The organism is Pseudoalteromonas phenolica (genome assembly GCF_005886345.1).
GTDB lineage: Bacteria > Pseudomonadota > Gammaproteobacteria > Enterobacterales > Alteromonadaceae > Pseudoalteromonas > Pseudoalteromonas phenolica_A.
Genome location: NZ_PNEC01000034.1, coordinates 1 through 22,929, shown reverse-complemented (window position 1 = coordinate 22,929; position 22,929 = coordinate 1). Strand labels below are relative to the sequence as shown.

Here is a 22,929-nt window from a genome sequence, read left to right as displayed (position 1 = left end):
TTGGTATTATTCAGTACTTTTCATTTAGCAGAGTTTGTAGCTCATCAATTTGCTCAGGCGTTAACTGCGCTTCTTTTAGCAATGATGATATTAACTTAAATTCATGGTCGCCTTCACCGTCTGTACCAATCGAGAACTTAAATACTTTAGCTGCTTTAATTGGCTTAACAGGTTGAGCTGGGTCGACTGGCATAGGCGGCTCTGGAGGCAAGTGAAGTTTAAAACCTTCTCCACCATGTATAAACACCATTTGTTTGCTTTTTCCATCTTCGCTAACGGTTTGCAACACTTTATCGGAGAAGAGAAACACGCCATCATCACCTTTTGTACTAATTTGTGACAGCACCTCCTCTAATTTTTCTCTGGTTTCATCCGGTAAGTCAGACAGCTTTTCAACTAACACGTCACTCGCCAGATCTTCCTTATCAAGCTTAATAACTCTCACATCGCTGTTGTGCCCTTCACTCACCATGACTTTTACATCATCATTAATTTGTTTAACTTTAATCACATGGTGTGCTTCTTTATCAGCTGCATAACTGCTGGCTGCGACAACAAGGCACGCTGCGGCCAGTGCTTTAACTACTTTTTTATACTTAATGGTTGAAAACATGGTCTTCTCCTTATGGTGCGATTTATACACGCTAAAATAAAATGTCGACCTGTATATAGAAAAAGCCATGCCAAATAGCTTTATATATATATTTCATGGGGTTAAAAATAATTTACGACTAGCTAGGTAATAAATATCCTGATATCGGGATATGAAAGGGCTGATATCAGGAGTATTCAGTAGGTGAAACCTAATAGATATAAAAGACATTAATTAGTTATCATAATTTCAAAGACTTACAAACCACTTGCGATTTAGTACTTTGGAATGCATCTTGTAATAAGGGTTTTAGAGACAGTTTAAAAATCTAATTGGGAGAAGGCGTGACGATTAAGCGTTATTTTATTCTGGGCATTTTGGCGATATTTCTTTTACTCGCAGTGAGCCAAACATTGCTGGTCTTGCATTTCAAATCACAAGTCAGTGCTGATATTACTGAACAATCACAAGTAATCACTAAGCAACTAATTGGTAAAGCGCGAGAAGATATCAATCAAATCATTCACAAATTAGATAGTGATATCCCTAAAGTCGTGATTTTGTCTGACAAAGTGACCATTTCAAACACCTTAGAGCGACCACCTGAACCACCACAACCTCAGGATAGTTCAAAAGTACCTGCACCAAGCAAACCACCAATACCAACACAGCCTGTAAAACCCGTTGTAACCATTAAAGCTGAATCACTCAAAGATGAAGTTAACTCTGTATTCTTTCATTTTGAAGATGACAAAAGTATCAGGAAGATTATCAGTACTGAACATAGCAGCCATACCCAAAGTCATAGCTTCGAACGCTTCACTTCGCTCACCCTCTGGAGTATTGCACTCTCGACGCTTATTGCCGTTGCTTTAATGCTGTATTTTGTTCATCGCCTCACCCAGCCAATTACTGCACTCAAGCAAGGCTTTAATGATTTATCTGGCGGTAATCTTGGTACTCAACTGCCTGCACAGGGCGTGGGTGAAATTGCAACCTGCATTGACAGCTTCAATGCCACCAGCACTAAGCTCGAACAACTGAATCAAGTTGAAAAACAATTACAACAACAAAAACAATTGGCGGAACTCGGCGAGTTAAGTCGCGCTATTGCCCACTCTTTGAGAAATCCATTACACACTTTGGGCCTCACACTTGAGCAGTTTTGGCAAAGCCAAGACAAACAACTCAAGCACAGTTTAAAAATCATTGCCGATAATAAAATTGCCCACTTAAATAAGAGTATTAGCGCTTTATTGCAACTAAGTAACCAGCAATCTTCTAGAGCACAAACAGTCCCAATCGCGGCCGTATTGCAAGATATTCAACTCGAAGTAGGCCGACTTGATTTTGAACTTAATATTCAAGTAGCTGAAAACTTGTCTATACAAGGAGCTGAATCTGAGATCCGCGCTATTTTGCACACCCTGTTAGTCAACGCCATTGAAGCGCAACAAGCCAATCAAAATACCCAAGCGATTGAGGTGAAAGCCTATTCAGAACAAAACGCTTTATTTGTAGAAGTTGAAGATCAGGGCGGCGGTTTTGAAGCACAAATTCTTGCTCAGCTATTTAACCCTCATGTGAGCAGCAAAGCAGATGGCGCCGGCATGGGCTTATATTTAGCCAAACGCTTAGCAGAACTTTACTATGAAGGTGATATTCAAGTGCAAAACACACACAATGGCGCACGTGTTACCTTACAGTTAGCGCAGTCATCGCTTGAAGAAGGAGCAGTTCATGACTAAACCACAACCTATCTTGTTGGTTGAAGACGACCAAGCGCAAAATACCCTGATCAGCGCTATGTTAAGTGCTGCGAGCTACCAAGTTTATAGCGCTTTTAGTGTTGAAGATGCCATAGTCACCCTTAAAAAACACGCAGATATCGAACTTATCTTTACCGATTGGAAGCTAAGCAACCTGTCAGGCATGGACTTGATCAAATACGCGCGGGCACAACAAAAGCACATAGGCATTGTGGTTGCTACTGCCTATGGCTCAATTGAACATGCCGTTGAAGCCATCGAGCTCGGTGCAGATGACTACTTAAGTAAACCGTTTCAGCGTCAAGAATTATTACTGGCACTAGCCAAAGCCAATAAAGCCAATCAGTTACGTCTTGCCAATCAACAACTCAGCTCGCAGATCAGCGAGCAAAACCAGTTGGTCGATATCATTGGTCATGCTCCATGTATGCAGAAAGTTTTTCAACGTATAGAACGCGTCAGTGCCACCAGCGCAACAGTGTTAATTAGTGGAGAAAGCGGCACGGGTAAAGAGCTTGCGGCGCGCGCACTTCATCAACTTTCAAATCGTAGTAAACAAGCGTTTATCGCCATTAACTGTGGGGCTATTCCTGAGAATTTAGCCGAATCAGAACTCTTTGGTGCACTTAAAGGGGCATACACTGGGGCGAATCAAGACAAAATCGGTAAATTTGCCGCGGCCCACAAAGGCACGATTTTTTTAGATGAAGTGGCAGAGCTGAGCCTTAATGTACAAACCAAACTACTGCGCTTATTACAAGAGGGTGTGGTGACGCCGGTAGGTGATACCAAAGAGCATAATATTGATGTCCGAGTACTTGCAGCTAGTCATAAAAACCTGCAACAGATGGTACAAGATGGCTTATTCAGAGAAGACCTGTACTACCGACTAAATGTGGTGCCGTTACATATGCCACCACTGCGTGAGCGCCAAGAAGATATTCCGCGATTAATCGAACACTTCTTAAAACGCTTTAGCCAGCAATATGGTATTGAAGCCCCCCAGCTAAGCAGCAAACTGCTAAAACACCTTCTCAACTTTGATTGGCCTGGTAATGTACGCCAGCTCTCAAATACGCTGGAGCAATTTGTACTTCTGCAGGATGAAACTGAACTGAAAGAAAACCTCACTAATACTGCAAATAGCACACAAACCAATGCACTGTTTACCTTGCCAAGTGAGGGGTTAAATTGGGATGAATTTGAAAAAGACTGCTTACAACAAGCCCTAAACCGCGAAGGCGGCAATAAAACCCAAGCCGCCAAGCTACTAGGGATTAGTTACAAGCAGTTTTTATATCGCCTTGAAAAGCATGGGCTTTAGTTTGTAACGGCTAATTCAACAATGTCACTGTTTCGGGCATGCTTGTGAGACCAAATGAACTGCGTACCTTTGATGTCTTGCAACCAAGCACCTGAGCTAAGTGACTGTAATTTTTGCAGTTCACTCTGCTGCCCTGATAAATAAAATAGTGCCATATGCTTATCGGATATGGCCACCCCTTGCTGGTAGGCCCTTAGTCCATTCACTTTTAAATCTGAAAATGGGCGTGAGAGCGCTCCGTTTTCAAGCTTATTTAGTCGGTTATTTCGGTCTATAAACCACAAGTTGTTTTGCGCATCTAATTGCACGTCGTTAAATAACCCCGCGTGTAATGGTGTGATTTTTAAGGTATCTAAATTGATTATGGCAACAACTTCTTGATAATTATGTTGATACTCTATCAGTGCTTGGTTATTAGGCAGCGCTTGGTATAAATATTTCATCTTTAATGGCAGGCTAATCACTTTAAGTTCCCCTGATAGAGATAACATCGCAAGCTGATCATTCATTACGAATACAAAACCTTCGCCCGTTGCTAACCATTCAAACCCTCGGATCTGCTTAGCCGAGTCAAATTGGCTCAGCTGTTTAGGAAAAACTGAGCGATTGCTACTCACCCACACCTGCAATGCTTCGGTACGGTTTGATACAAAAGCAATGGCGTCAGAATTTGGTGCAAAACGAAAATAGGTTTCTACGCCCTTAGAAGGAAAAAGTGGTACATGCTCATTGTCAGTTAGACTTTGTAAAGCTCCATCTTGTTTTGTGAGCCCTCGTGTGGCAGCAATTGCATCATTCGATACTGTAAAATCAGAAAGACTATTCGGTAGGTTTATATGTTTGTGCATATGACCGTCAGTAGTAATTTCAAATAGCTGACCATTATTTTCAAGGAGTAATTGCGCATCAGTAGGCACATAGTTAAGTTTGCTACGAGAAAAAACAGATAAGTCATCACTAAAAGTAAGAGTTTGATTTTGCAGTACTTCACCCAATATATTTATCGTATATAACGTAAGCTGTGCATTGCCCTGATGACTGAGAACCGCTAATTTTTTTGGTTCTATGAAAGCAAACGATAAAACATCCCCCCAAGCAAACAGCATCTTTTTCTGGCCTGTTGTCAGTTCAATTTGAGTCAGCTGTCTATGTCCATGTTCAGAGCGCTCAATGAAAAGGGCTATATTTTCATTTAACCAAGCCACTTGGCTTATACGTTGATGTTCACAGGTGCCTACGGGCTCACTGCTTGTAAACTGCATAGCATTATCAAGCATTATGCGTTCAAGCTGCCAGCATTGCTCATGTGTAGGGGCGATACATGGGTTACTTTGCGCAACCAGCAATTGCTTACCATCGTTTGACCACGCAACATCATTAATACGCTTTTGCAACTGAGTGAGAGGCACTTCTTGCTTATTCTCGACATTTTGCAACCAAACAGTGCTTTCACAAAAGTCACTGTAACGCTGAAACACCAAATGCTTGCCATCCGGCGCAAATCGAGGCTGACCCGTGTGCGCATCACTGGCTGTCATAACGGATGTAATATAGGCGCGTTTGGGTGCTACGTTTTCTGTACGAACATGAAATTGCTCAATCATGGCCACAACTAACACAAACATCATAGTACAAGCTGATGCCGCTATACCCCATGCTTTACGTTTGCTTCTATTTGGTTTTACGGGAGTGTTAGCAGGTATTGAACGAATTGATTGTTCGGTATTATTTTGCAATTTTTGGTCTGTAGTAACTTGATTATCAATTACCAGTACTTCAGCAATTAAGGCGTAACCTCTTCTTGGGTAGGTTTTAATGGCGATTTGCGTTTGACTGGAATCTCCTAACCCTTTTCGCAATTGCGCAATACAACGTTGCAGTGTATTTGGCGAGACAACCGTATCGGGCCACACTTCGCTCATTAGCTCATCTATACTAACCAGCTCACCTTGTTTGTTTAACAAGCAACGTAATACTTGCATCACCTTATGCTGTTGCTTAAAGACTTCACCTGCTCTCACTAAGGTTTGCTCAGTAAAATCGACTTCACACTCTAATATTTGATAACGCGTATTCATGGTTATGTACTGCTGCCTTGCTGCTATGAATTGGAAAATAGCTGATTTACAGCAGATTAACCAGTCCCTGCTCAGACAAAAATCAGTGATAAATCAGCTTTTCACCCAGTCTTTATGCCTCACCTTGCTAATTTCAACTAAAACACTAAAACAAAAAGTAAGGCACTGAAAGTGAAGCTCTATTTAAAAATTTCAATACTATTATTTTGCGCCCTATTGGCAAACATAAGCAACGCAAGCCAGTCGAGTTATTCACATAAAAAACTCACCGAAAAAGTACACATAGTGACAAAACACTTTAATGATATGGCCAATATTGGGGAGACAAATATTAGCTTTGGGGTCATCAAAGGCAAAGAAGGCCTATTACTCATTAATAGCATGGTTGCGTGGGATGTGAGTAACTTTGTCGCCGAATTAAAAAAAATCTCTGACTTACCAGTTAAGTATGTACTCAATAATAATTACGACGGCAATAACACCGAACTTAATGCCTATTTCGCTGCAAAAGGGGCACAGATCATTTCGCACAAAGCCTTAAAATACAGCGATGTGTTTACACAAAAATTGATTGATGATGGCTTTACGATGCAGTTCGGCGGGCAAACCATTACTGCATATCACAGTCAGGGTCATTCATTTGGGCAAATCAATATCCATTTGAAAGAAGCAAATGTGTTATTTATGGCTGATAGCTACCGCAGTGATTGGCTCACTGTATTTGGGCCTAAAGGTATAGATGGACACATCAACGGTTTAAAACAAGCACTGGCAATTGCAGATGAAAATACCCTTATCGTTTCTGGCGTGGTGCTTAAAGAAAAGCTATTTGCGGATGTGTCAGATATTAAGCGCCAAATAAGCAGCTCCCAGTTATTTAAGTCGTTAATTCAAAAACACACAAAAAAGGGCTTATCACCTGAACAAATTGCAACGCATCAAGACATAACGACTTTTTTTGAGACTTATTACCCTAAAAGAAAATATCACCAATGGTTCGTTCATAGAGTCAGACCTGCGGTCAACTTTCATGCAATCCCTCGTTTTGACGCAACAAATAAAGATAAGAACGCGCTACTTGGCCAATACGTGTCAGATAATGGCAAGATTTTTGAAATTATCAAAGAAGGTGATGATTTTATCGCTCGCAGCATCAATCATTACATGTTACCGCTTAAGTGGACCCAAGAAGACACCTTACTGGTCACATCATCTGAGAGAGATGACAAGCTACTCATAAAAAGAAACAGTGATGAGGAAATAACTCACCTTAGACTGAGTTTAGATGACAACTGGAAAAAGAAATATATGGGCGCTTACGTGTGGACCAAACTATAAGCATGAGCACACCTCAAAGCCTATAGAACAAAACGATAGCCTCTATTTGGGTTAAGCCATTTATCCAAATCACGGCCCAGTATGTAACACAGCGTTTTATGATTAACGCTGTGTTATTACCCTCTACACAAAAAATAAAACACTGATTTTAAATGATAAGCAAAACCCTGATCAGTTAGAAATCAGTCATAAATCAGCTTTTCACCCAGTCTTTTAGTACGCTTTGTTTACTGTAGAGCTCATCATTCGAAGGAGCAAAGCGTCATGTTAAAACCCCTACTGATCTTATTTAGTTTGTTAACTGCACTGAGCGGTTATGCCAACACATCACATGATTACCAGATTCAATCTCAAGCACTCGCTAAAGTACAAAGCATCTCGGTGCATCTACCCGATAAGTACAACAACAAGAAGCCTTACTCTGTAGTTTATGTACTGAATACCCATGGTTTTTATGCTGGTGATTTTAAAGGAGACGTTTTACACCGTATTCGCCAACTTGAAGGCTATCAACAGATCCCCACAACGATTGTGGTATTTATTAATAACCCCAGTTGGTACTCAACCTTATTCAGCCAAACTGAGGCGCTGTCAAAATTTATCTCAGAAGAACTCACCCAGTTCGTACAAAACAAATACCTCACCGAGCAAAGCCATCTTTTTGCGCACTCCTATGGCGCAGCTTACCTGCTTAATCAAAGCCCGCAATTACAGCAGCACTTTACCCACCTTCATGCACTCTCTGTGGTATTCCCCAATGTGGACTATATACAGCAAACCGCCACTCAAATTTCACAACTTGATGACAACCAAGGGTTCGTTACTTTACTACAAGAAGTCGGGCATCAAAGTGATACGCAACTACTCAATAAAGTCACACAAAATACCGCCGCTTTCAATCAGCGCCATATTGCTAACCAAAATCACCAATCGGTTGTGCCCATCGCCATCGCAGAGGCATTGCGAAGCGCTTACCCCGACTACGCAGCCACAGATTATTTAAATCAGTTTGATCTCAATAAAGCCCAACTGACTGAGCGATACATCGCCATTCGAAAAAAGTATCAGCAAACAAGTAACGAGCAAGACCTGCAAAGCTTTTACAGTGCTATGGCACAAAACAAAATGGAGTCTGCGCAGTTAGAGCTCGCTTTTTCATTGTGGCAAGACGCCTCACCGCGCTTTAAACATTATTTTATTAACCGCTGGGGAGACCGATATTTAGCACAAAATAAACTCGAACTTGCGCGCACTACTTGGCAGCAATTAGCCAAACTTTATCCACACTCTTTGTTTGCATGGCACAAGCTTGCAGTACTTGCAAAAAAACAAGCAAACCCAGCTGAACATAAGCATGCGCTACAAGCATTAAAGCAAGCTGCCAGCACATTTTCAGAGCCCGATCAGCAACTGATGTTAGCTTTTACCAGCAAGCATAACCAAGATTACCCCAAGCTAAGTATTGCGATATTACAACGTATAACCGAACAAACCCCATCCAATAAAACAGCTTGGCAACAGTTAAGTGACTTGTATAAGCAACAGGATAACACCTCACTCAGTGAACAAGCTCAATCACATCTCAAGGCACTTTAATTATACTAAGGACATACTATGAAAATATTTGACCTCTTAAAACTACTCATCATGACTGTATTCGTCGGCACAATGCATCATGCACAAGCGCGCATCACTTCTGAGCTGCCAATACATATTGCAAACACCATACAGTTTGACTCTAAAATACTAGATAGAGAGATCAGTATGAATCTCTATCTACCAGAGATGTATGAGCATCACAGTGATGACTTTCGCTACCCCATCATTTTCTTAAATGGCTCTCACGGTCATCAGTTTTTTCATATGACAACAGGGTTAGTTAAGCACTTAAGTAGTGTAAATCGCATGCCAGACAGCATTGTAGTGAGTTTAAACCAAGGCGGAGACTTTCCGGCTTTTGATACACAAGCCATGTGGCCTGTCGACGTGGTACGCAAAGGCAAAGGTGATCCAAAGCAATACCTAGATTTCCTTTCGCAAGAGCTCATTCCCTATTTGCAAACACACTATCGCGGTGCCAAACATACTAGCCTAGTCAGTGTTTCTGCCAATGCCGTATTTGGGCTATATGCGCTTACTCGCCGAGATGATGTGTTTAATGACTATATCTTTCATGCTACGGCTGACATGATTGGCATGCGATTAGACTTACCCAATGCCAAAACATTAATCGATGAAGTTGCAGAAGCGGTCGCTACACGCGGTAAAGAAAAAGGCATTGTGGTATTTGGTGAAGCCGATGACGACCTGATCTCTGATAAACGCTACGATAATAACTTAAATAAACTAAAACACACCGTTGCTTTTAAAGCGCAGCAAAACCACGCGCTCTATATCCATGCATACAAAAACGAGCGCCACTATGACGCATTAATAAAAACACTCCTCAGTAGTTTTGAAACCCAATACCCAGAAGCCTTGTGGGCCCCAAAATATAGGTCGCTTGTCACTCAACCAGGCAATGCGCTTGAGAACATAGAGCAGTACTATCAAGATCTAAGTAAAAGCTACTCTTTTCCAGTGCTGCCAACCCCTGAACGTTGGAACAGCGTAAACAGCTTACGCAGTATTGGCCAATATCTGTTACGCGAAGAGCGAACCGACGAAGCCGAACAAGTGATTTCACGCTTACTTAAGTACATGCCTCAGCATATGGGCGCACACTTAATTTTGTCTGATATTTACTTAGCACAAAACAAACCAACACAGCGCAAAAAAATTCTCGAAAAAGGACTGCAGATCGCAACAAAAAGACAACACCCCTCTATTGCGCAGTTCAAAGAAGCATTGAAGCTTTAAAAGAAAAAATGCGCTGTTAAAGCGCATTTTTGTTTTCATTTACCAATTTTAATGCCTCGACATAACGGTATAGCCACAACCACATTTGTACTTGTAAGTTTGCCTGTGGATCTTCACTGCTCGGAATACTGTTCGTTGTGTAAGCAATGCTAGCCCCAAACTCTGGGAAACTTAAAACATAGGCATTTGCAGCATTGGCTGTAGTTCCACCATGATGCACCCCTTTGATTATCTGCTGCGGCTTACCGGGTATATACTGGCTCACATCCATGTCATGAATACGCCAGCCTAGCCCATAATTTTGCGGGTTAGCTTTACCATCAGGCAAAGTCACTGGTGTTGTTAATAGCGCTCTTGTGGCATCTGATAAATAGTCATCTTGTGTCATATACCAAGCCATATTCACCAAGTCGCTGGCGGTAGATTGATAGCCACCACCACCAAATAAAAAGCTGCGGTCACGCTTTGCTGTGTCTCTTTGACGAACATTATTGTCAGGCTCATTAAGTTTTACTGGCGCATAATAAACGGCTTCTTTTCCACTATTTGCTAAACTTGAATCAAACAAGGTATGTTGCATATTTAATGGCGCAAACACTTCTTGGCGCATGAGTTGTAAGTAAGGGGTATTTGCCGCTTTAGCCAGTACATCTGACAATAAAATGTAGCCACTTGAGCTATATTGAAAGTCACTTCCGGCTTTAAAAGCCAGAGGCTCATGTGCAAAGACATCAAACGCTTGCTGTGGCAACCAATGATCACGGACAGACTCAAACTCACGCTCTACTCTTGCTTTGTTATAGTGCACAATACCAGCTGTGTGTGACGCCAGTTGGTAACTCGTCAGCGCCTGCCAGTCGTTTTGATACGAACCATATTGATCAATGGGCGCATGCAGTGCTAGCTTATTTTGTTCAATTAAACGAGCCATAGCTAAGCTGGTCATAGATTTTGCAATACTGCCGACAGAGTATGGCGTTTGAATAGTCGCTGCTCTGCCTGATTCAATATCTGCCAGACCCACAGCTTGATTAAATACCGTTTGCCCCTCAATCCTTACAGCTACCACCAAAGAAGGCAGGTTAAATGATTGCTGCCATGCGTTAAGTGCTTCGTTAAGCTCTGCATTGACCGTTTTAAACTGGCTTGTGTGCACACTGGCGTGCTCGCCTTCACTCTTAGCTAAAGTGAAAAAAGATGTACTACTTAATACGATTGCAGCTGCGGTAAGTTGTGTTGTTTTGGTCATATTGGTCACTCCTATGTGGCTATGGCATCAGTTTAGGGGGTGACTCAACCTTTGTGTGCAAAACATGTCGAGCGGCTGTATAGCTGGGCGAGCGGCAAGCGCCAAAAACATAACCACTCAACCAGAAATCACACCTTTTAAATGTATGGTGACCCTAACCTCTTTTTTACTAACAAACCGAATTAGATTGGCGTACTATTTTTATTCTCTTATTCAGTTTGATTAAACCAATGAAAATAATTAAAAGGTCTGGGTTTTCATTTTTCTTATTACAAGCAATTGGCTGGGCCCCAGTGTTGCTTGTTATGACTGTCATGTTTGGTGATACACCCTTGATTAGTAAATATTCGGTGACCTTTGGGCTCAGTGTGACCACTTTAGGCGTACTTATGAGCTTTTTATTGAGACTGCTTTATCAATGGATAATGTTAAAAACAAAATCTGTATTTCTCTGGGTAGTTTGCCTTTTTTTGCTCAGTTTTGCCGGTGCATTCTCTGCAACTCAATTACATATGCTGGCATGGCAAAGTATAGATAGACTCATTGGAGGCGTTTCAGTGCTTTATACCAGCCAGCCCAGTGTCAGTATTACCCTTGTACTATTTGTTATTTTACTTATGTGGAGCTGTTTATATTGGGCCATTAGTCGCCAATCAACCATGTATATGCTCGAACAACAAAACCAGGTAATGGCATTGAAAGCCAAAGAAGCACAGTTTAATGCTTTACTCGATCAACTTAGCCCACATTTTATGTTTAACGCCATCAATAACATTCGTGCCATGGTACTGATAGACAATAATAAAGCTCGCGATATGCTAATGGCATTTGCTGATTTAATGCGTTATCAGCTAACGGATCAAAACGCAGGTACCGTCACACTTGAGCAAGAGCTAGAGTTTGTTGAAGACTTTGTAGCACTGCACCAACTGCAATTAGGTCGTCGCCTAACTTTTAAAAAAGACATCGACCCGCGCTACCTAACTCAATCAATACCAAAAATGGCATTGCAATTGTTGGTTGAAAACGCCATAAAACATGCGTTTGGTAAACAAGCAGTCTCAGGTGAACTCCATCTTTCTGTCGCCGCGCTCAATAGCAAGCAATGGCATATTTCTTTGACGCATCCAGGCAAGATATTGAGTCAAAATGAGCAAAGTACGGGTTTGGGAATCGAAAACTTAAAAGCCAGACTCGCCATGTTCAGCGCACAACAAATTACATTTACTCTGCAAACAGCTGATGACAAAGTGCAAGCAAAGTTGTGCTTTGGCACAAAAGAATAATGAGGACAAGCCATGCCGAAAATTAATACCGTAATCGTTGAAGATTCAGATCTTGCTCGGTTTGAACTTAAGGCATTACTGGGCGAGTTTGATGACATCAATGTACTTGGAGAAGCCACCGACATTGAGGAAGCTAAAGCACTCATTGAACATCTCGACCCTGACTTGGTGTTTATGGATATCGACCTGCCTGGCGGCACTGCGTTCGATATTTTATCGGCCCTCAGCGTCGTGCCCAAACTGATTTTTACCACGGCATTTGACCAGTTCGCACTCCAAGCTTTTGAACACAATACGGTTGATTACTTACTGAAACCAATCAAGCACACCCGGTTACAAAAAGCGCTCGCAAAACTCAACATTACTCAGCACAGTGAAGGTCATAAAGAGGCCTCCCACTTAACCAAACCGCTAGATATGGCTCAGTCATTATTTGTTAAAGACGCTGAAAAATGCCACCTTATTCAGGTAAAAGACGTCAGCTATATCGAAGCCTTGGGCAATTATAGCCGTATTCATTATGATGGTAAGGCAGTGACGCATAGCGCGTCTCTATCGAGTATCGAGAATAAGCTTGATGGTAATTACTTCTTTAAGATCAGCCGTAGTTGTATTGTACAACTGAGTTGTATTACTCATATTGAACCGTGGGTATCAGGCGGTTATCAAATAACTCTTAACGACGGCGCTGTGCTCGAAGTCTCTCGACGACAAGCCGCTAAGTTTAAGCAGCAGCTTTTACTTTAAGCATGAACTTAAGACGCAAAAATAAGGTATAAGTAAATAACTACTCTCTTTCTTAATGTCGCTTTTAGGTTTTTAAAATGGATTCAGTCACGCAAATTTTACTCGGCAGTGCCGTGGGCTACGCCACTTTAGGCAATAAACTCGGCCGAAAGTCGCTACTTGTTGGTGCTGCATTTGGCACTCTGCCCGACTTAGATGTGTTGATAAACTTCGGCGGTGATGTTGAAAACTTTGTTTATCACCGCAGTTTTAGTCACTCCTTAATTATTCAATTGCTGTTGAGTCCACTCATAGCGTGGCTCATTGCGAAAATGCACTGGACAAAATCTGTGTCGCTGACACGCTGGTCTGTTGCGATATTTTTAATCATGGGCACCCATGCGCTGCTCGATACCTTTACCGTATATGGCACGCAATTACTCTGGCCTGTGAGTAATTACCCGTTTGGTATTTCCAGTGTGTTTATCATCGACCCCATGTATAGCCTGCCTTTACTGTTTGCATTTGTCTCTCTGTGCTTTGCTCGTACAAAACCCTATGCAAGTAAAATTAACACTACCGCACTGGTAGTGAGCTCGCTCTATCTGACTTGGAGCCTGAGTGCCAAATGGTTTATAGACAGCAAAATACTAGAGGCATTAGATAAGCAAGCCATTACTTTTAAACAAGTCGAAAGCACCCCTTCACCATTTAATACTTTGCTTTGGCGCGCCGTGGCTACCACAGAACAAGGGCACTACGAAATATACGCATCAGTCTTTGATTCCGTTGATGAGATTGATATTCGTTTTTACAAAACTGAAAATCATATCCTTACAGGTTTAGAAGACCAACGTATTGCTTTGCTACAGAACTTTACCAAGGGCTTATATGGGGTTTATCAACAAGAGCAAAGCTACGTTTTTAGTGATTTAAGAATGGGCTTAGAAGGTTTTTATGTGTTTTCTTTCGAGATAGCCAAACCGTTTGAGAACAACATCGAACTCAGCGATTTCAGACAGCTACAAAATCGTCCTCCACTTAATCGAGCAAGTTTAGTATTTAAAAGAATCACGGATCCTTATGTCAATTTATCGCTTATCCATACTGAATAATTATAAGTAACTATCTGGCATATTTATTGTCATTCTTTTTGAACTTGTTTGTTGTTATAGTTTCGAAGTCACATCAAGCTAATAATAAACAAGGCCTACAAGAATGAACAACGCTCAATATGACTATCTTATTGTCGGTGCAGGACTATTCGGAGCAGTATTTGCGCGTGAAGCAACGGACAAAGGGAAGAAAGTTTTAGTAATTGATAAACGTGATCACACTGGTGGTAATATTTATTGTGAAAATGTTGAAGGGATAAATGTCCATAAATATGGCGCTCACATTTTTCATACCAGCAACCAAGAAGTCTGGGATTATGTTAACCGCTACGTGTCTTTCAATCACTATGTAAACTCGCCTGTTGCTCGCTTCGAAGACAAGCTATATAACTTGCCTTTTAATATGAATACGTTTTATCAGCTATGGGGCGTGACGACACCACAACAAGCTAAAGACAGAATTGCGCAAGAGCGTGCACCTTATGCCGATTTAGATCCTAAGAATTTAGAAGAACAAGCGTTGTTTTTAGGTGGTCGAGACCTATATGAAAAACTCATTAAAGGCTATACCGAAAAGCAATGGGGTCGACCTGCCACTGAGATACCGTCTTTCATCATTAAGCGTTTACCGTTCCGTTTTACTTTTGATAACAACTACTTCAACGACCTATACCAAGGCATTCCAATAGGTGGCTATAATGCGCTTACAGATGCACTACTTGAGGGTGTAGAAGTGCAAACGGGTGTTAACTATTTTGATAACAAAGATGCCTATAACCAGTTAGCCGACAAAGTACTATACACGGGTAAGATTGACGAATTCTTTGACTGTCAGTTTGGTGCGCTTGAATATCGTAGTCTGCATTTTGAAACTGAAGTGTTAGATGAAGAAAACTATCAAGGTAATGCCGTCGTTAACTACACTGAGCGCGATGTGCCTTATACGCGTATTCTTGAACATAAACACTTCGAGTTTGGCAACCAAGAAAAAACAGTGGTTACCAAAGAGTATCCGCATGAATTTAGTAAAGATAACGAACCTTACTACCCAATCAATGACGAAACTAACAATGCCTTGTTAGCCCGTTATCAAGAACTTGCATTAACTGCACCATATGCTGACAAGTTTATCTTTGGTGGTCGCTTAGCGAACTACAAGTATTACGATATGGATGACACCATTGAAGCGGCACTTGCATTAACGAGCAAGGAGCTTAGCTAGTCCTATGAGTAATAAAGTATATATCGCGCGTAATTACCGCTCTAAGTTTGACGCTGCAGGCAAAGCCAAAATGGACTGTGAAACTATTTTAGAAAACAATGGCTGGCAGAATATTGGCTTCAAACAAACTTGGATCTCAAATTCTATTCTGGGCACTTTGATCAGTGCTCTTGGTGTGACTTGGGCTATTTTACGTATGAAATCGGGCAGCACAGTATGCCTACAATATCCGTTTAACAAGTTTTACGGATATTGCTTGTGGGGCGCGAAACTCAAAAACAGCAAAGTACTGACATTGGTGCATGACCTAAAAAGCCTAAAAGGTAAATATGGTCATTCAGACAAAGAAGTTGAGCTTCTAAAAAAATCTGATCAGCTTATCGTTCACAACGATAAAATGGGCGCTTGGTTTAAAGAGCATAACTTCACTGCTGACATCACAAATATCGAAGCATTTGATTACCTTCACACCGACAACCCAAATGCCAAACGCACGCCTACAAACTATGAGCAATTACGTATTGTTTTCGCAGGCAACATGGGTCCTTTCATTTTTGAGCTTGATGACCTCGAGCGTGGCAACTTCAAGTTTGATTTGTACGGCGTCGGCTTTGACGAGAAAAAAGTAAAAAACGTCAATGACACTATCTTAGATTATAAGGGCTGCTTCCCTTCTAATGAAGTTATCGATCATATTGATGGAGATTTTGGCTTAGTTTGGTACGGCAACACCCTAGATTCATGTGATGGCGTAACAGGCCAGTACTTGAAATACAACAACCCACACAAACTGTCACTTTACCTATTGTGTGGTATGCCAATCATCATTTGGGATAAAGCTGCGATGGCTGACTTAGTTGAGCAAGAAGGCATTGGCTTTAGAGTAAAATCTTTGCGTGACATCAAACAGCGTCTTGCAGAACTGACGCCAGAGCAAATTGATCAGATGAAACAAAATGTACAACGAGTCAAATCCGATGTGCAGTCAGGTCAGTTCTTAACAAGCGCATTGCAGCGACTTTCTTAAATTATCACACTTCAAAGCATCACCTTAAAAAAGCGCAGTTTTATTTTAAAGCTGCGTTTTTTATATCAACTTCTCATCTCGCATAGAGCATTCCAAAGTTTAATCACAAAAAACGATTGAACTAATCAAAACAATCCATTTTATTTAACAACCCAAACCCACTATCTTAGTTACCAAGCAAAGGGGCAGAGCAACAGGATGCCCTAAACGCAGTAATTACAAACTAACTAAGAGAGTAAACATTATGACTACTTCATTGATCAACACACAAATCAAACCATTCAATGCAACGGCTTACCACAATGGCGACTTCGTTGAAGTAAGTGAAAAAGACCTACTAGGTAAATGGTCAATCGTATTCTTCTACCCAGCTGACTTCACATTTGTATGTCCGACTGAGCTAGGTGACCTTGCTGACCACTACGCAAAGCTTCAAGACATGGGCGTTGAAGTTTACTCAGTATCAACTGACACGCACTTCACACACAAAGCTTGGCACGATGCGTCAGACACAATTAAGAAAATCCAATTCCCAATGATTGGTGACCCAACAGGTCGTATTACACGCAACTTCGGTGTAATGATTGAAGAAGAAGGTTTAGCACTTCGCGGTACTTTCGTTATCAACCCAGAAGGCGAAATCAAAGTAGTTGAAACACACGACCTAGGTATCGGCCGCGCTGCAAATGAATTAGTTCGTAAAGTACAAGCAGCTCAGTACATTGCAAACCACGACGGCGAAGTATGTCCTGCTTCTTGGCAGCCAGGTGAAGAGACATTAGCGCCATCACTAGACCTAGTTGGCAAAATCTAACTATCCGTCATCTTTCGCACTGCACCAGCCTTGGCTGCATGCAGCGCGAAATTTCTAGGATATTAATTTAGTTAGTTAAAGGCTGTTACAGCAACAGCCTTTAATAAGCAAAAATAAATAGGACAATCACCATGCTAGACCAAAACATTAAAACGCAATTACAAAGCCACTTTGCTGCCATTACCGATCCTATCGAGCTAGTGCTTGCCCTAGATGACAGCAACAAATCAAACGAATTAAAAAGCTTAGCAAACGATTTAAGTTCATTAAGCACACACATCACAGTGTCAGAACAAAGTGATGCGACCCGTGCACCGAACATGTCTGTGCGCTCACCCAAGCGCAATACACACATCGATTTTGCAGGCATTCCGATGGGTCATGAGTTTACCTCATTGGTATTGGCACTGTTACAAACAGGTGGACACCCAAGCAAAGCTTCTGAAGAAGAGTTGAGCATCATTGATGGCATTACTGAACCATTAAACTTTGAAATCTATATATCTCTGAGCTGCCAAACTTGTCCGCAAGTGGTTCAAGCACTGAATACGATGGCGGCCAGAAACAGCAATATTAAAGCGACCATGATCGACGGTGCACTGTTCCAAGACGAAGTGAACGCACGCAACATCATGGCTGTACCGAGTGTATTTTTAAACGGTGAGCAATTCTCACAAGGCGCGGTATCACTGAGCGATATTCTCAATAAGCTAGACACTGGCGCGGCGGCCAAACAAGCCGAGAAGCTCAATGAAAAAGACCCATTTGACGTACTGGTTGTCGGTGGTGGGCCTGCAGGTGCATCAGCAGCCATTTATGCAGCACGTAAAGGGTTAAATACCGGTGTTGTCGCCGAGCGTTTTGGTGGCCAAGTTGCCGATACCCTCGCCATTGAGAACTTTATTTCAGTCAAAGCCACTGAAGGGCCAAAGCTGGTTGCCCAACTTGAAGAGCACGTTAAAGAATACGATGTCGATATTATGAAAGGCCAACGTGCCGCAGGTATTACTCGCGGAGACTACATCGAAGTGCCCCTTGAATCAGGTGCGACGTTAAAAGCCAAGTCGGTGATCATGGCAACCGGTGCACGCTGGAGAAATATGAATGTACCAGGTGAGCAAGAATACAAAGGCAAAGGCGTTGCTTACTGCCCACACTGCGACGGCCCATTATTTAAAGGCAAGCCAGTTGCGGTGATCGGCGGCGGTAACTCAGGTATTGAAGCGGCAATTGACCTTGCCAACATTACCTCGCACGTCACTGTATTAGAGTTTGCCGACACGTTACGTGCCGACGAAGTACTTATTCGCAAAGCCAACAGCTTGTCGAATATCACCATCATCAAGAATGCACAAACCACCGAGGTACTTGGCAATGGTCAACGTGTAACAGGATTAAGCTACACCGACCGCGTATCGGGTGAGCAGCACCAAATAGATTTAGCCGGTATTTTTGTACAGATAGGTTTAATTCCGAACAGTGAATTCTTAAAAGAGAGCGACGTACAACTGAGCCGCTTTGGTGAAATTGAAGTCGACAAACACGGTGCCACCAGCACGAGCGGCGTGTATGCTGCGGGTGATGTGACTGACACGGCATTCAAACAAATCATTATCGCCATGGGCTCAGGGGCAACCGCCAGCTTAGGGGCTTTTGATTACCTTATTCGCCACAGCGATGAATCACAAACCGAAGCAAGCGCAGCGTAAGTGACAGACATAGCTTCGCCCAAACAACCCATTTACTCCTAATACTTGCTATTACACCCAGCAAGTCCAAAGCAGTCCTTGAGTTAGGTCAATGGCTGCTTTTTTCTGTAATTAATCCAAACCTGTCTACTTATCCCGCAGTTGCACTGCACTTAGCTATACAAGTGTAAGGTCAGAGATTATGCTGTGCGGCCAAATTAAAGATGTTGAGGTGATGTATTATGAGCACGGCTTTTTCTCGTCGTTTTATGGAACTGGTTGAGCAATTTGCTGGCGGTAACAAACGCCAATTTGCCATTTTAACAGGCAAGTCACCTTCACATATTTATCGTATTTGTCGTGGTTTAAGTCGCCCTTCAATGACCTACCTTGAACACCTGTATGGCCTATTTAGTATCGACTTAAACTGGCTATTAACTGGTGAGCAACCCGTTGATAAGCCGTTTTCATCAAGCCAAGATGAACTATTAATGGTGCCACAACTCGACGTTGAGGCCAGTGCCGGTTTTGGTAGCATGGGCGGCAGCGAAGATGTCACTGAGCAATTTGCGTTAAATAAACGCTGGCTAAGCTCACAACTTGATGTGCACAGTGACCGCTTGGCATTCGTGTCTATTCGTGGTGACAGTATGCTCCCAACCCTTGAGCATGGCGACATGGTGCTGGTTGATTTAAGCCAACAACAAGTCAGTCGTGAAGGCGTGTATGTGATCCAAACCCAAGATGGTTTAATGGCAAAGCGCTTAAAGCAAAAATCTGATCATATTGCTGTGGTTTCAGATAACGATGCCTACCCAAGCTGGCAAATTGATAGCCAAAATGCCGAGCAACACGGCGTGGCGGGTCGCATTGTCTGGTGTGGCCGCACGCTTTAAAGCAAGTCTGCCTCTATTTCAGTGCATACATCGCGTATGCACTGGCTTAAACCTCCCCTCCTAACAAACTGTGTGCAAGCACCAGCTAAGTCATTGCGTTTTATAATCAAAGTACAAAAGCCCTTCTCATTTAAATACATAAAAGTGTATGGTTTAGCCTGATGAAACTGTCACTGAAGCGAACCCCCACCTCTTTTAAATCAGTGGTCGTAATAGTACATTCACGTGACTCAAGGGAATTTGCGGGCTAAAACTCGCCAGCGTAAAGTATGAAGAAAATAAAAATATACCCAGTAAAGTTTAATGATATTGATGTACGTAGGTGGCAAATCGAAAATCGCAGAAACCGATTTTTAAATGCTGCAAAAGAAAGAGTTGAAAATGAAGCGAATAAGAATCCTTATTCTACTTTAAAAGCAATTTCTGACTTTTATAAAGATGTGGCCATATGCAGTAATGCTCACTATCTCACGTTTTCCGAGCCAGAACATTTAGCTGCAATTAAAAAATATCTAGGCTTGGCCAACCAGTGCAATCATATTGCGCAACAAGGCCGCATTTTACCCCAAGGCGTTACGCAGACCTTTGAGCTTGATAATATGAATTATACCTTGAGTGGTACTCACCCCAGTACTTGGCCTTATCGCGATGAATATGCGCAGCAATTGAGTTTGGCGCTAGTGATGCGTGACACGGCCTGTGTTAACACCCTTATGAGTTACACCCCATCTATAGCCGCGGAACACCGAGGCCGTTTAGAATTGGCTCAAGGTGCTTATATCGAGTATATGCACTCGGTGATCCGCGATGATGTTGACCATATGGCGGTGCACAACAAGGTTATGCCATTAATTGAAGAGGTGATCCCCTATAGCCATCATTGGGAGTTAGCCTTATGGCATGCGCTGGGCAAACTGCAACAAGATCGAGATTTAGCGGCATTTGAATTGGCCGTAGTCGAGAACTTTACCCAACATATGCAAAAGCAAAAGAAAGATCGACAACGCCCTAGCTTATATTTTCCCTTTTTGCTGCTTGCTCCTGTGTGTATGGCCTACGATAAATTTGCTTACCGACCGCAACATCACAACGAGTACTTACCCGAGTGGCTGATAAGCGGGCGCTTTGATTTACCAGCTTAATGCGGTAGTAATGTCATAAAAGTGTAAACCTGCTCATTGCATCGGCTAAACGCATACTAAACGCTTAGTCATGTGATGTAGCGCACATAATAAAAATAATGTTAGGAACGAAAAACATGGCAAAAATAACAGGGACATTGCGCTCAGGCGACCCATTCAACAAAGTGGTCACTAAAAGAACCAAAAAGTTAGACTTATCTGACTTTGAAATCAGCAAACTTGATTTACAACCACTGAGTGAAGCTGATAACCTCAGTACACTCACTTTTGCAGATACACCTTTAGATGCTGACTTTGCAGCGCTTGCGCAATGTGTACACTTGCAAACCCTGAGTGTAAAGGTAAGCACCAATGCTTGCCCCATGTTAAGTCAAACCGCCATTAAACATCTGACACTCAGCTGCGAACAAGCGCATAACCACCTCACCCAGTCATTACCCGAAAGCCTAACCAGTTTAACCCTCAATGTTGAAGACGATGGCCCACTCGACTTAAGTCAGCTACCAAGCAGCTTAATGCATTTAACCATTAACGGCCCTTTAACCCACATTGATTTACAGCCATTGGCACAACATAGTTTAACCTCTTTGACTTTGTCAGAACTTAAAGCGAGCAACATTGACCTGCCAAGTGACGGGCTGACGCACTTGCTCTCTTTTGCCTTGTTAGACTGCGAAACCCAAGTGTTTTTCACTAATGCACTGTATAAAAGTACGCAACTCAAGGTCGCCGACTTTACCGGCTCGGTTTGGGATGCGCTTTACTATGATGGACTCTACGAGCTACCAAGCTTAGAGCAGATCAGTATTGATGACACCACTCGCGTGTATATTGACGCACCGGGCGGTGTGGTGAGGCCAAATATTCAATTGACGACCCAGAGTAAAAAGAGCAGTAAAACAAAGCCTGCAAGACAAGTAAAAATAAAAATTACACCATTAAAATATAAAGATATCGATATTCTTAGGTGGCAATTAGCAACTTCAAATGAAGATGATTTGGAGTATATTAACAAAAGAATAGGAGCAGGTGCACTTAAGCACCCTATACTTGCTCTACAAGCAATTGGGAAAGCTTATACAAGTATAGCGTTGTGTAGTTGCCAGCAATATCAAACTTTTAAAGAGTCACACTTTAAAGAAAATATTATAAAGAACTTACTTTTAGCCAACCAATGCAATCATATTGCGCAACAAGGTCGCATTTTACCCCAAGGCGTCACGCAGACCTATACCCTTGATAAAGTGGATTATACCTTGAGTGGTACTGACCCCAGCACTTGGCCATATCGCAATGAATATACGCAGCAATTGAGTTTGGCGCTAGTGATGCGTGACACTGCCTGTGTTAACACCCTGATGAGTTACACCCCATCAATAGCCTCTGAACACCGAGGCCGTTTAGAGTTGGAGCAAGGTGCTTATATCGAGTATATGCACTCGGTGATCCGCGATGATGTTGACCATATGGCAGTGCACAACAAGGTTATGCCATTAATTGAAGAGGTGATCCCTTATAGTCATCATTGGGAACTAGATTTATGGCATGCACTGGGCAAACTGCAACAAGACCGAGATTTAGCGGCATTTGAGTTGGCCGTGGTCGAGAGCTTTACCCAACATATGCAAAAACAAAAGAAGGACAGGCAATTACCCGATCATTATATGCCCTTTTTGCTGCTTGCCCCTGTGTGTATGGCCTACGATAAATTTGCTTATCGACCGCAACACCACAATGAGTACTTACCCGAGTGGCTGATAAGCGGGCGCTTTGATTTACCAGCCTAAGTAACCTGAGCTGCGCA

18 protein-coding genes are annotated in these 22,929 nt (G+C 42.3%); 15 read left to right on the top strand and 3 right to left on the bottom strand.

The genetic code is table 11. From position 1 onward, the window contains the following. Positions 1-10 precede the first annotated feature (10 nt). A complete protein-coding gene (locus CWB72_RS13095; protein WP_138632060.1) occupies positions 11-613 on the bottom strand; it encodes a hypothetical protein in 603 nt (200 codons plus the stop codon). A 323-nt stretch (positions 614-936) separates the two neighbouring features. Between CWB72_RS13095 and CWB72_RS13090 the strand changes: the two genes are divergently transcribed. Together CWB72_RS13090 and CWB72_RS13085 are read left to right on the top strand one after the other, a co-directional pair. Further along, positions 937-2,340 (top strand): sensor histidine kinase, encoded by a 1,404-nt coding sequence (locus CWB72_RS13090; protein ID WP_138632057.1) that lies wholly within the window; start codon positions 937-939, stop codon positions 2,338-2,340. Continuing rightward, the gene (locus CWB72_RS13085; protein ID WP_138632054.1) at positions 2,333-3,685 is read left to right on the top strand and encodes a sigma-54-dependent transcriptional regulator; all 1,353 of its coding nucleotides are present in this window, start codon (positions 2,333-2,335) and stop codon (positions 3,683-3,685) included. The genes CWB72_RS13090 and CWB72_RS13085 overlap by 8 nt, the downstream gene beginning before the upstream one ends. On the opposite strand, the gene CWB72_RS13080 is transcribed toward CWB72_RS13085, so the two are convergent. Continuing rightward, positions 3,682-5,763 carry a winged helix-turn-helix domain-containing protein gene (locus CWB72_RS13080; protein ID WP_138632051.1) on the bottom strand — a complete coding sequence of 694 codons (2,082 nt, stop codon included), beginning with the start codon at positions 5,761-5,763 and terminating at the stop codon, positions 3,682-3,684. The two genes, CWB72_RS13085 and CWB72_RS13080, sit on opposite strands and share 4 nt — an antisense overlap. 285 nt (positions 5,764-6,048) lie before the next feature. Here CWB72_RS13080 and CWB72_RS13075 point away from each other — a divergent pair, with 285 nt between their 5' ends. The 3 genes from CWB72_RS13075 (at position 6,049) to CWB72_RS13065 (ending at position 9,960) form a co-directional block, all read left to right on the top strand. Further along, positions 6,049-7,101 carry a hypothetical protein gene (locus CWB72_RS13075; RefSeq protein WP_138632048.1) on the top strand — a complete coding sequence of 351 codons (1,053 nt, stop codon included), beginning with the start codon at positions 6,049-6,051 and terminating at the stop codon, positions 7,099-7,101. A gap of 264 nt (positions 7,102-7,365) precedes the next feature. Next, complete coding sequence (locus tag CWB72_RS13070; RefSeq protein ID WP_138632045.1) at positions 7,366-8,697, top strand: alpha/beta hydrolase-fold protein; 1,332 nt, start codon at positions 7,366-7,368, stop codon at positions 8,695-8,697. 18 nt (positions 8,698-8,715) lie between these two features. Continuing rightward, on the top strand, positions 8,716-9,960 hold the full coding sequence (locus tag CWB72_RS13065) for an alpha/beta hydrolase-fold protein (RefSeq protein WP_138632042.1): 1,245 nt from the start codon (positions 8,716-8,718) through the stop codon (positions 9,958-9,960). A gap of 16 nt (positions 9,961-9,976) precedes the next feature. Here the strand turns inward: CWB72_RS13065 and CWB72_RS13060 are convergent, their stop codons facing one another. Beyond that, positions 9,977-11,209 carry a serine hydrolase domain-containing protein gene (locus tag CWB72_RS13060; RefSeq protein WP_138632039.1) on the bottom strand — a complete coding sequence of 411 codons (1,233 nt, stop codon included), beginning with the start codon at positions 11,207-11,209 and terminating at the stop codon, positions 9,977-9,979. Positions 11,210-11,598: 389 nt separating this feature from the next. Between CWB72_RS13060 and CWB72_RS13055 the strand changes: the two genes are divergently transcribed. From CWB72_RS13055 to CWB72_RS13010, 10 genes are all read left to right on the top strand, one after another. Beyond that, entirely contained in the window at positions 11,599-12,495 is an 897-nt protein-coding gene (locus CWB72_RS13055; protein ID WP_171037300.1) for a sensor histidine kinase, read from the top strand. 12 nt (positions 12,496-12,507) lie between these two features. Continuing rightward, positions 12,508-13,242 (top strand): LytR/AlgR family response regulator transcription factor, encoded by a 735-nt coding sequence (locus CWB72_RS13050; protein ID WP_138632036.1) that lies wholly within the window; start codon positions 12,508-12,510, stop codon positions 13,240-13,242. Positions 13,243-13,319: 77 nt separating this feature from the next. Continuing rightward, positions 13,320-14,336, top strand: a complete 1,017-nt coding sequence (locus CWB72_RS13045) for a metal-dependent hydrolase (RefSeq protein ID WP_138632033.1) — start codon at positions 13,320-13,322, stop codon at positions 14,334-14,336. Between the two features lie 103 nt (positions 14,337-14,439). Beyond that, a complete protein-coding gene (glf, locus tag CWB72_RS13040; protein ID WP_138632030.1) occupies positions 14,440-15,558 on the top strand; it encodes a UDP-galactopyranose mutase in 1,119 nt (372 codons plus the stop codon). Positions 15,559-15,562: 4 nt separating this feature from the next. Continuing rightward, on the top strand, positions 15,563-16,585 hold the full coding sequence (locus tag CWB72_RS13035; protein ID WP_138632027.1) for a beta-1,6-galactofuranosyltransferase: 1,023 nt from the start codon (positions 15,563-15,565) through the stop codon (positions 16,583-16,585). Positions 16,586-16,829: 244 nt separating this feature from the next. Beyond that, the gene (gene ahpC, locus CWB72_RS13030) at positions 16,830-17,399 is read left to right on the top strand and encodes an alkyl hydroperoxide reductase subunit C (RefSeq protein ID WP_138480053.1); all 570 of its coding nucleotides are present in this window, start codon (positions 16,830-16,832) and stop codon (positions 17,397-17,399) included. A gap of 131 nt (positions 17,400-17,530) precedes the next feature. Further along, positions 17,531-19,108 carry an alkyl hydroperoxide reductase subunit F gene (ahpF, locus tag CWB72_RS13025; RefSeq protein ID WP_138632024.1) on the top strand — a complete coding sequence of 526 codons (1,578 nt, stop codon included), beginning with the start codon at positions 17,531-17,533 and terminating at the stop codon, positions 19,106-19,108. Between the two features lie 221 nt (positions 19,109-19,329). Then, entirely contained in the window at positions 19,330-19,983 is a 654-nt protein-coding gene (locus CWB72_RS13020; RefSeq protein WP_138632021.1) for an XRE family transcriptional regulator, read from the top strand. Positions 19,984-20,252: 269 nt separating this feature from the next. Next, complete coding sequence (locus CWB72_RS13015) at positions 20,253-21,125, top strand: Imm49 family immunity protein (RefSeq protein WP_138632018.1); 873 nt, start codon at positions 20,253-20,255, stop codon at positions 21,123-21,125. 116 nt (positions 21,126-21,241) lie between these two features. Beyond that, a complete protein-coding gene (locus CWB72_RS13010) occupies positions 21,242-22,912 on the top strand; it encodes an Imm49 family immunity protein (protein ID WP_171037299.1) in 1,671 nt (556 codons plus the stop codon). Positions 22,913-22,929 lie beyond the last annotated feature (17 nt).

Bases quoted from the DNA above. Each gene is read 5' to 3' on its own strand.
- CWB72_RS13095 (WP_138632060.1), bottom strand. From the start codon at position 613: ATGTTTTCAACCATTAAGTATAAAAAAGTAGTTAAAGCACTGGCCGCA.
- CWB72_RS13085 (WP_138632054.1), top strand. From the start codon at position 2,333: ATGACTAAACCACAACCTATCTTGTTGGTTGAAGACGACCAAGCGCAA.
- CWB72_RS13080 (WP_138632051.1), bottom strand. From the start codon at position 5,763: ATGAATACGCGTTATCAAATATTAGAGTGTGAAGTCGATTTTACTGAG.
- CWB72_RS13070 (WP_138632045.1), top strand. From the start codon at position 7,366: ATGTTAAAACCCCTACTGATCTTATTTAGTTTGTTAACTGCACTGAGC.
- CWB72_RS13065 (WP_138632042.1), top strand. From the start codon at position 8,716: ATGAAAATATTTGACCTCTTAAAACTACTCATCATGACTGTATTCGTC.
- CWB72_RS13060 (WP_138632039.1), bottom strand. From the start codon at position 11,209: ATGACCAAAACAACACAACTTACCGCAGCTGCAATCGTATTAAGTAGT.
- CWB72_RS13055 (WP_171037300.1), top strand. From the start codon at position 11,599: ATGAGCTTTTTATTGAGACTGCTTTATCAATGGATAATGTTAAAAACA.
- CWB72_RS13050 (WP_138632036.1), top strand. From the start codon at position 12,508: ATGCCGAAAATTAATACCGTAATCGTTGAAGATTCAGATCTTGCTCGG.
- CWB72_RS13045 (WP_138632033.1), top strand. From the start codon at position 13,320: ATGGATTCAGTCACGCAAATTTTACTCGGCAGTGCCGTGGGCTACGCC.
- glf (WP_138632030.1), top strand. From the start codon at position 14,440: ATGAACAACGCTCAATATGACTATCTTATTGTCGGTGCAGGACTATTC.
- CWB72_RS13035 (WP_138632027.1), top strand. From the start codon at position 15,563: ATGAGTAATAAAGTATATATCGCGCGTAATTACCGCTCTAAGTTTGAC.
- ahpC (WP_138480053.1), top strand. From the start codon at position 16,830: ATGACTACTTCATTGATCAACACACAAATCAAACCATTCAATGCAACG.
- ahpF (WP_138632024.1), top strand. From the start codon at position 17,531: ATGCTAGACCAAAACATTAAAACGCAATTACAAAGCCACTTTGCTGCC.
- CWB72_RS13020 (WP_138632021.1), top strand. From the start codon at position 19,330: ATGAGCACGGCTTTTTCTCGTCGTTTTATGGAACTGGTTGAGCAATTT.
- CWB72_RS13015 (WP_138632018.1), top strand. From the start codon at position 20,253: ATGAAGAAAATAAAAATATACCCAGTAAAGTTTAATGATATTGATGTA.
- CWB72_RS13010 (WP_171037299.1), top strand. From the start codon at position 21,242: ATGGCAAAAATAACAGGGACATTGCGCTCAGGCGACCCATTCAACAAA.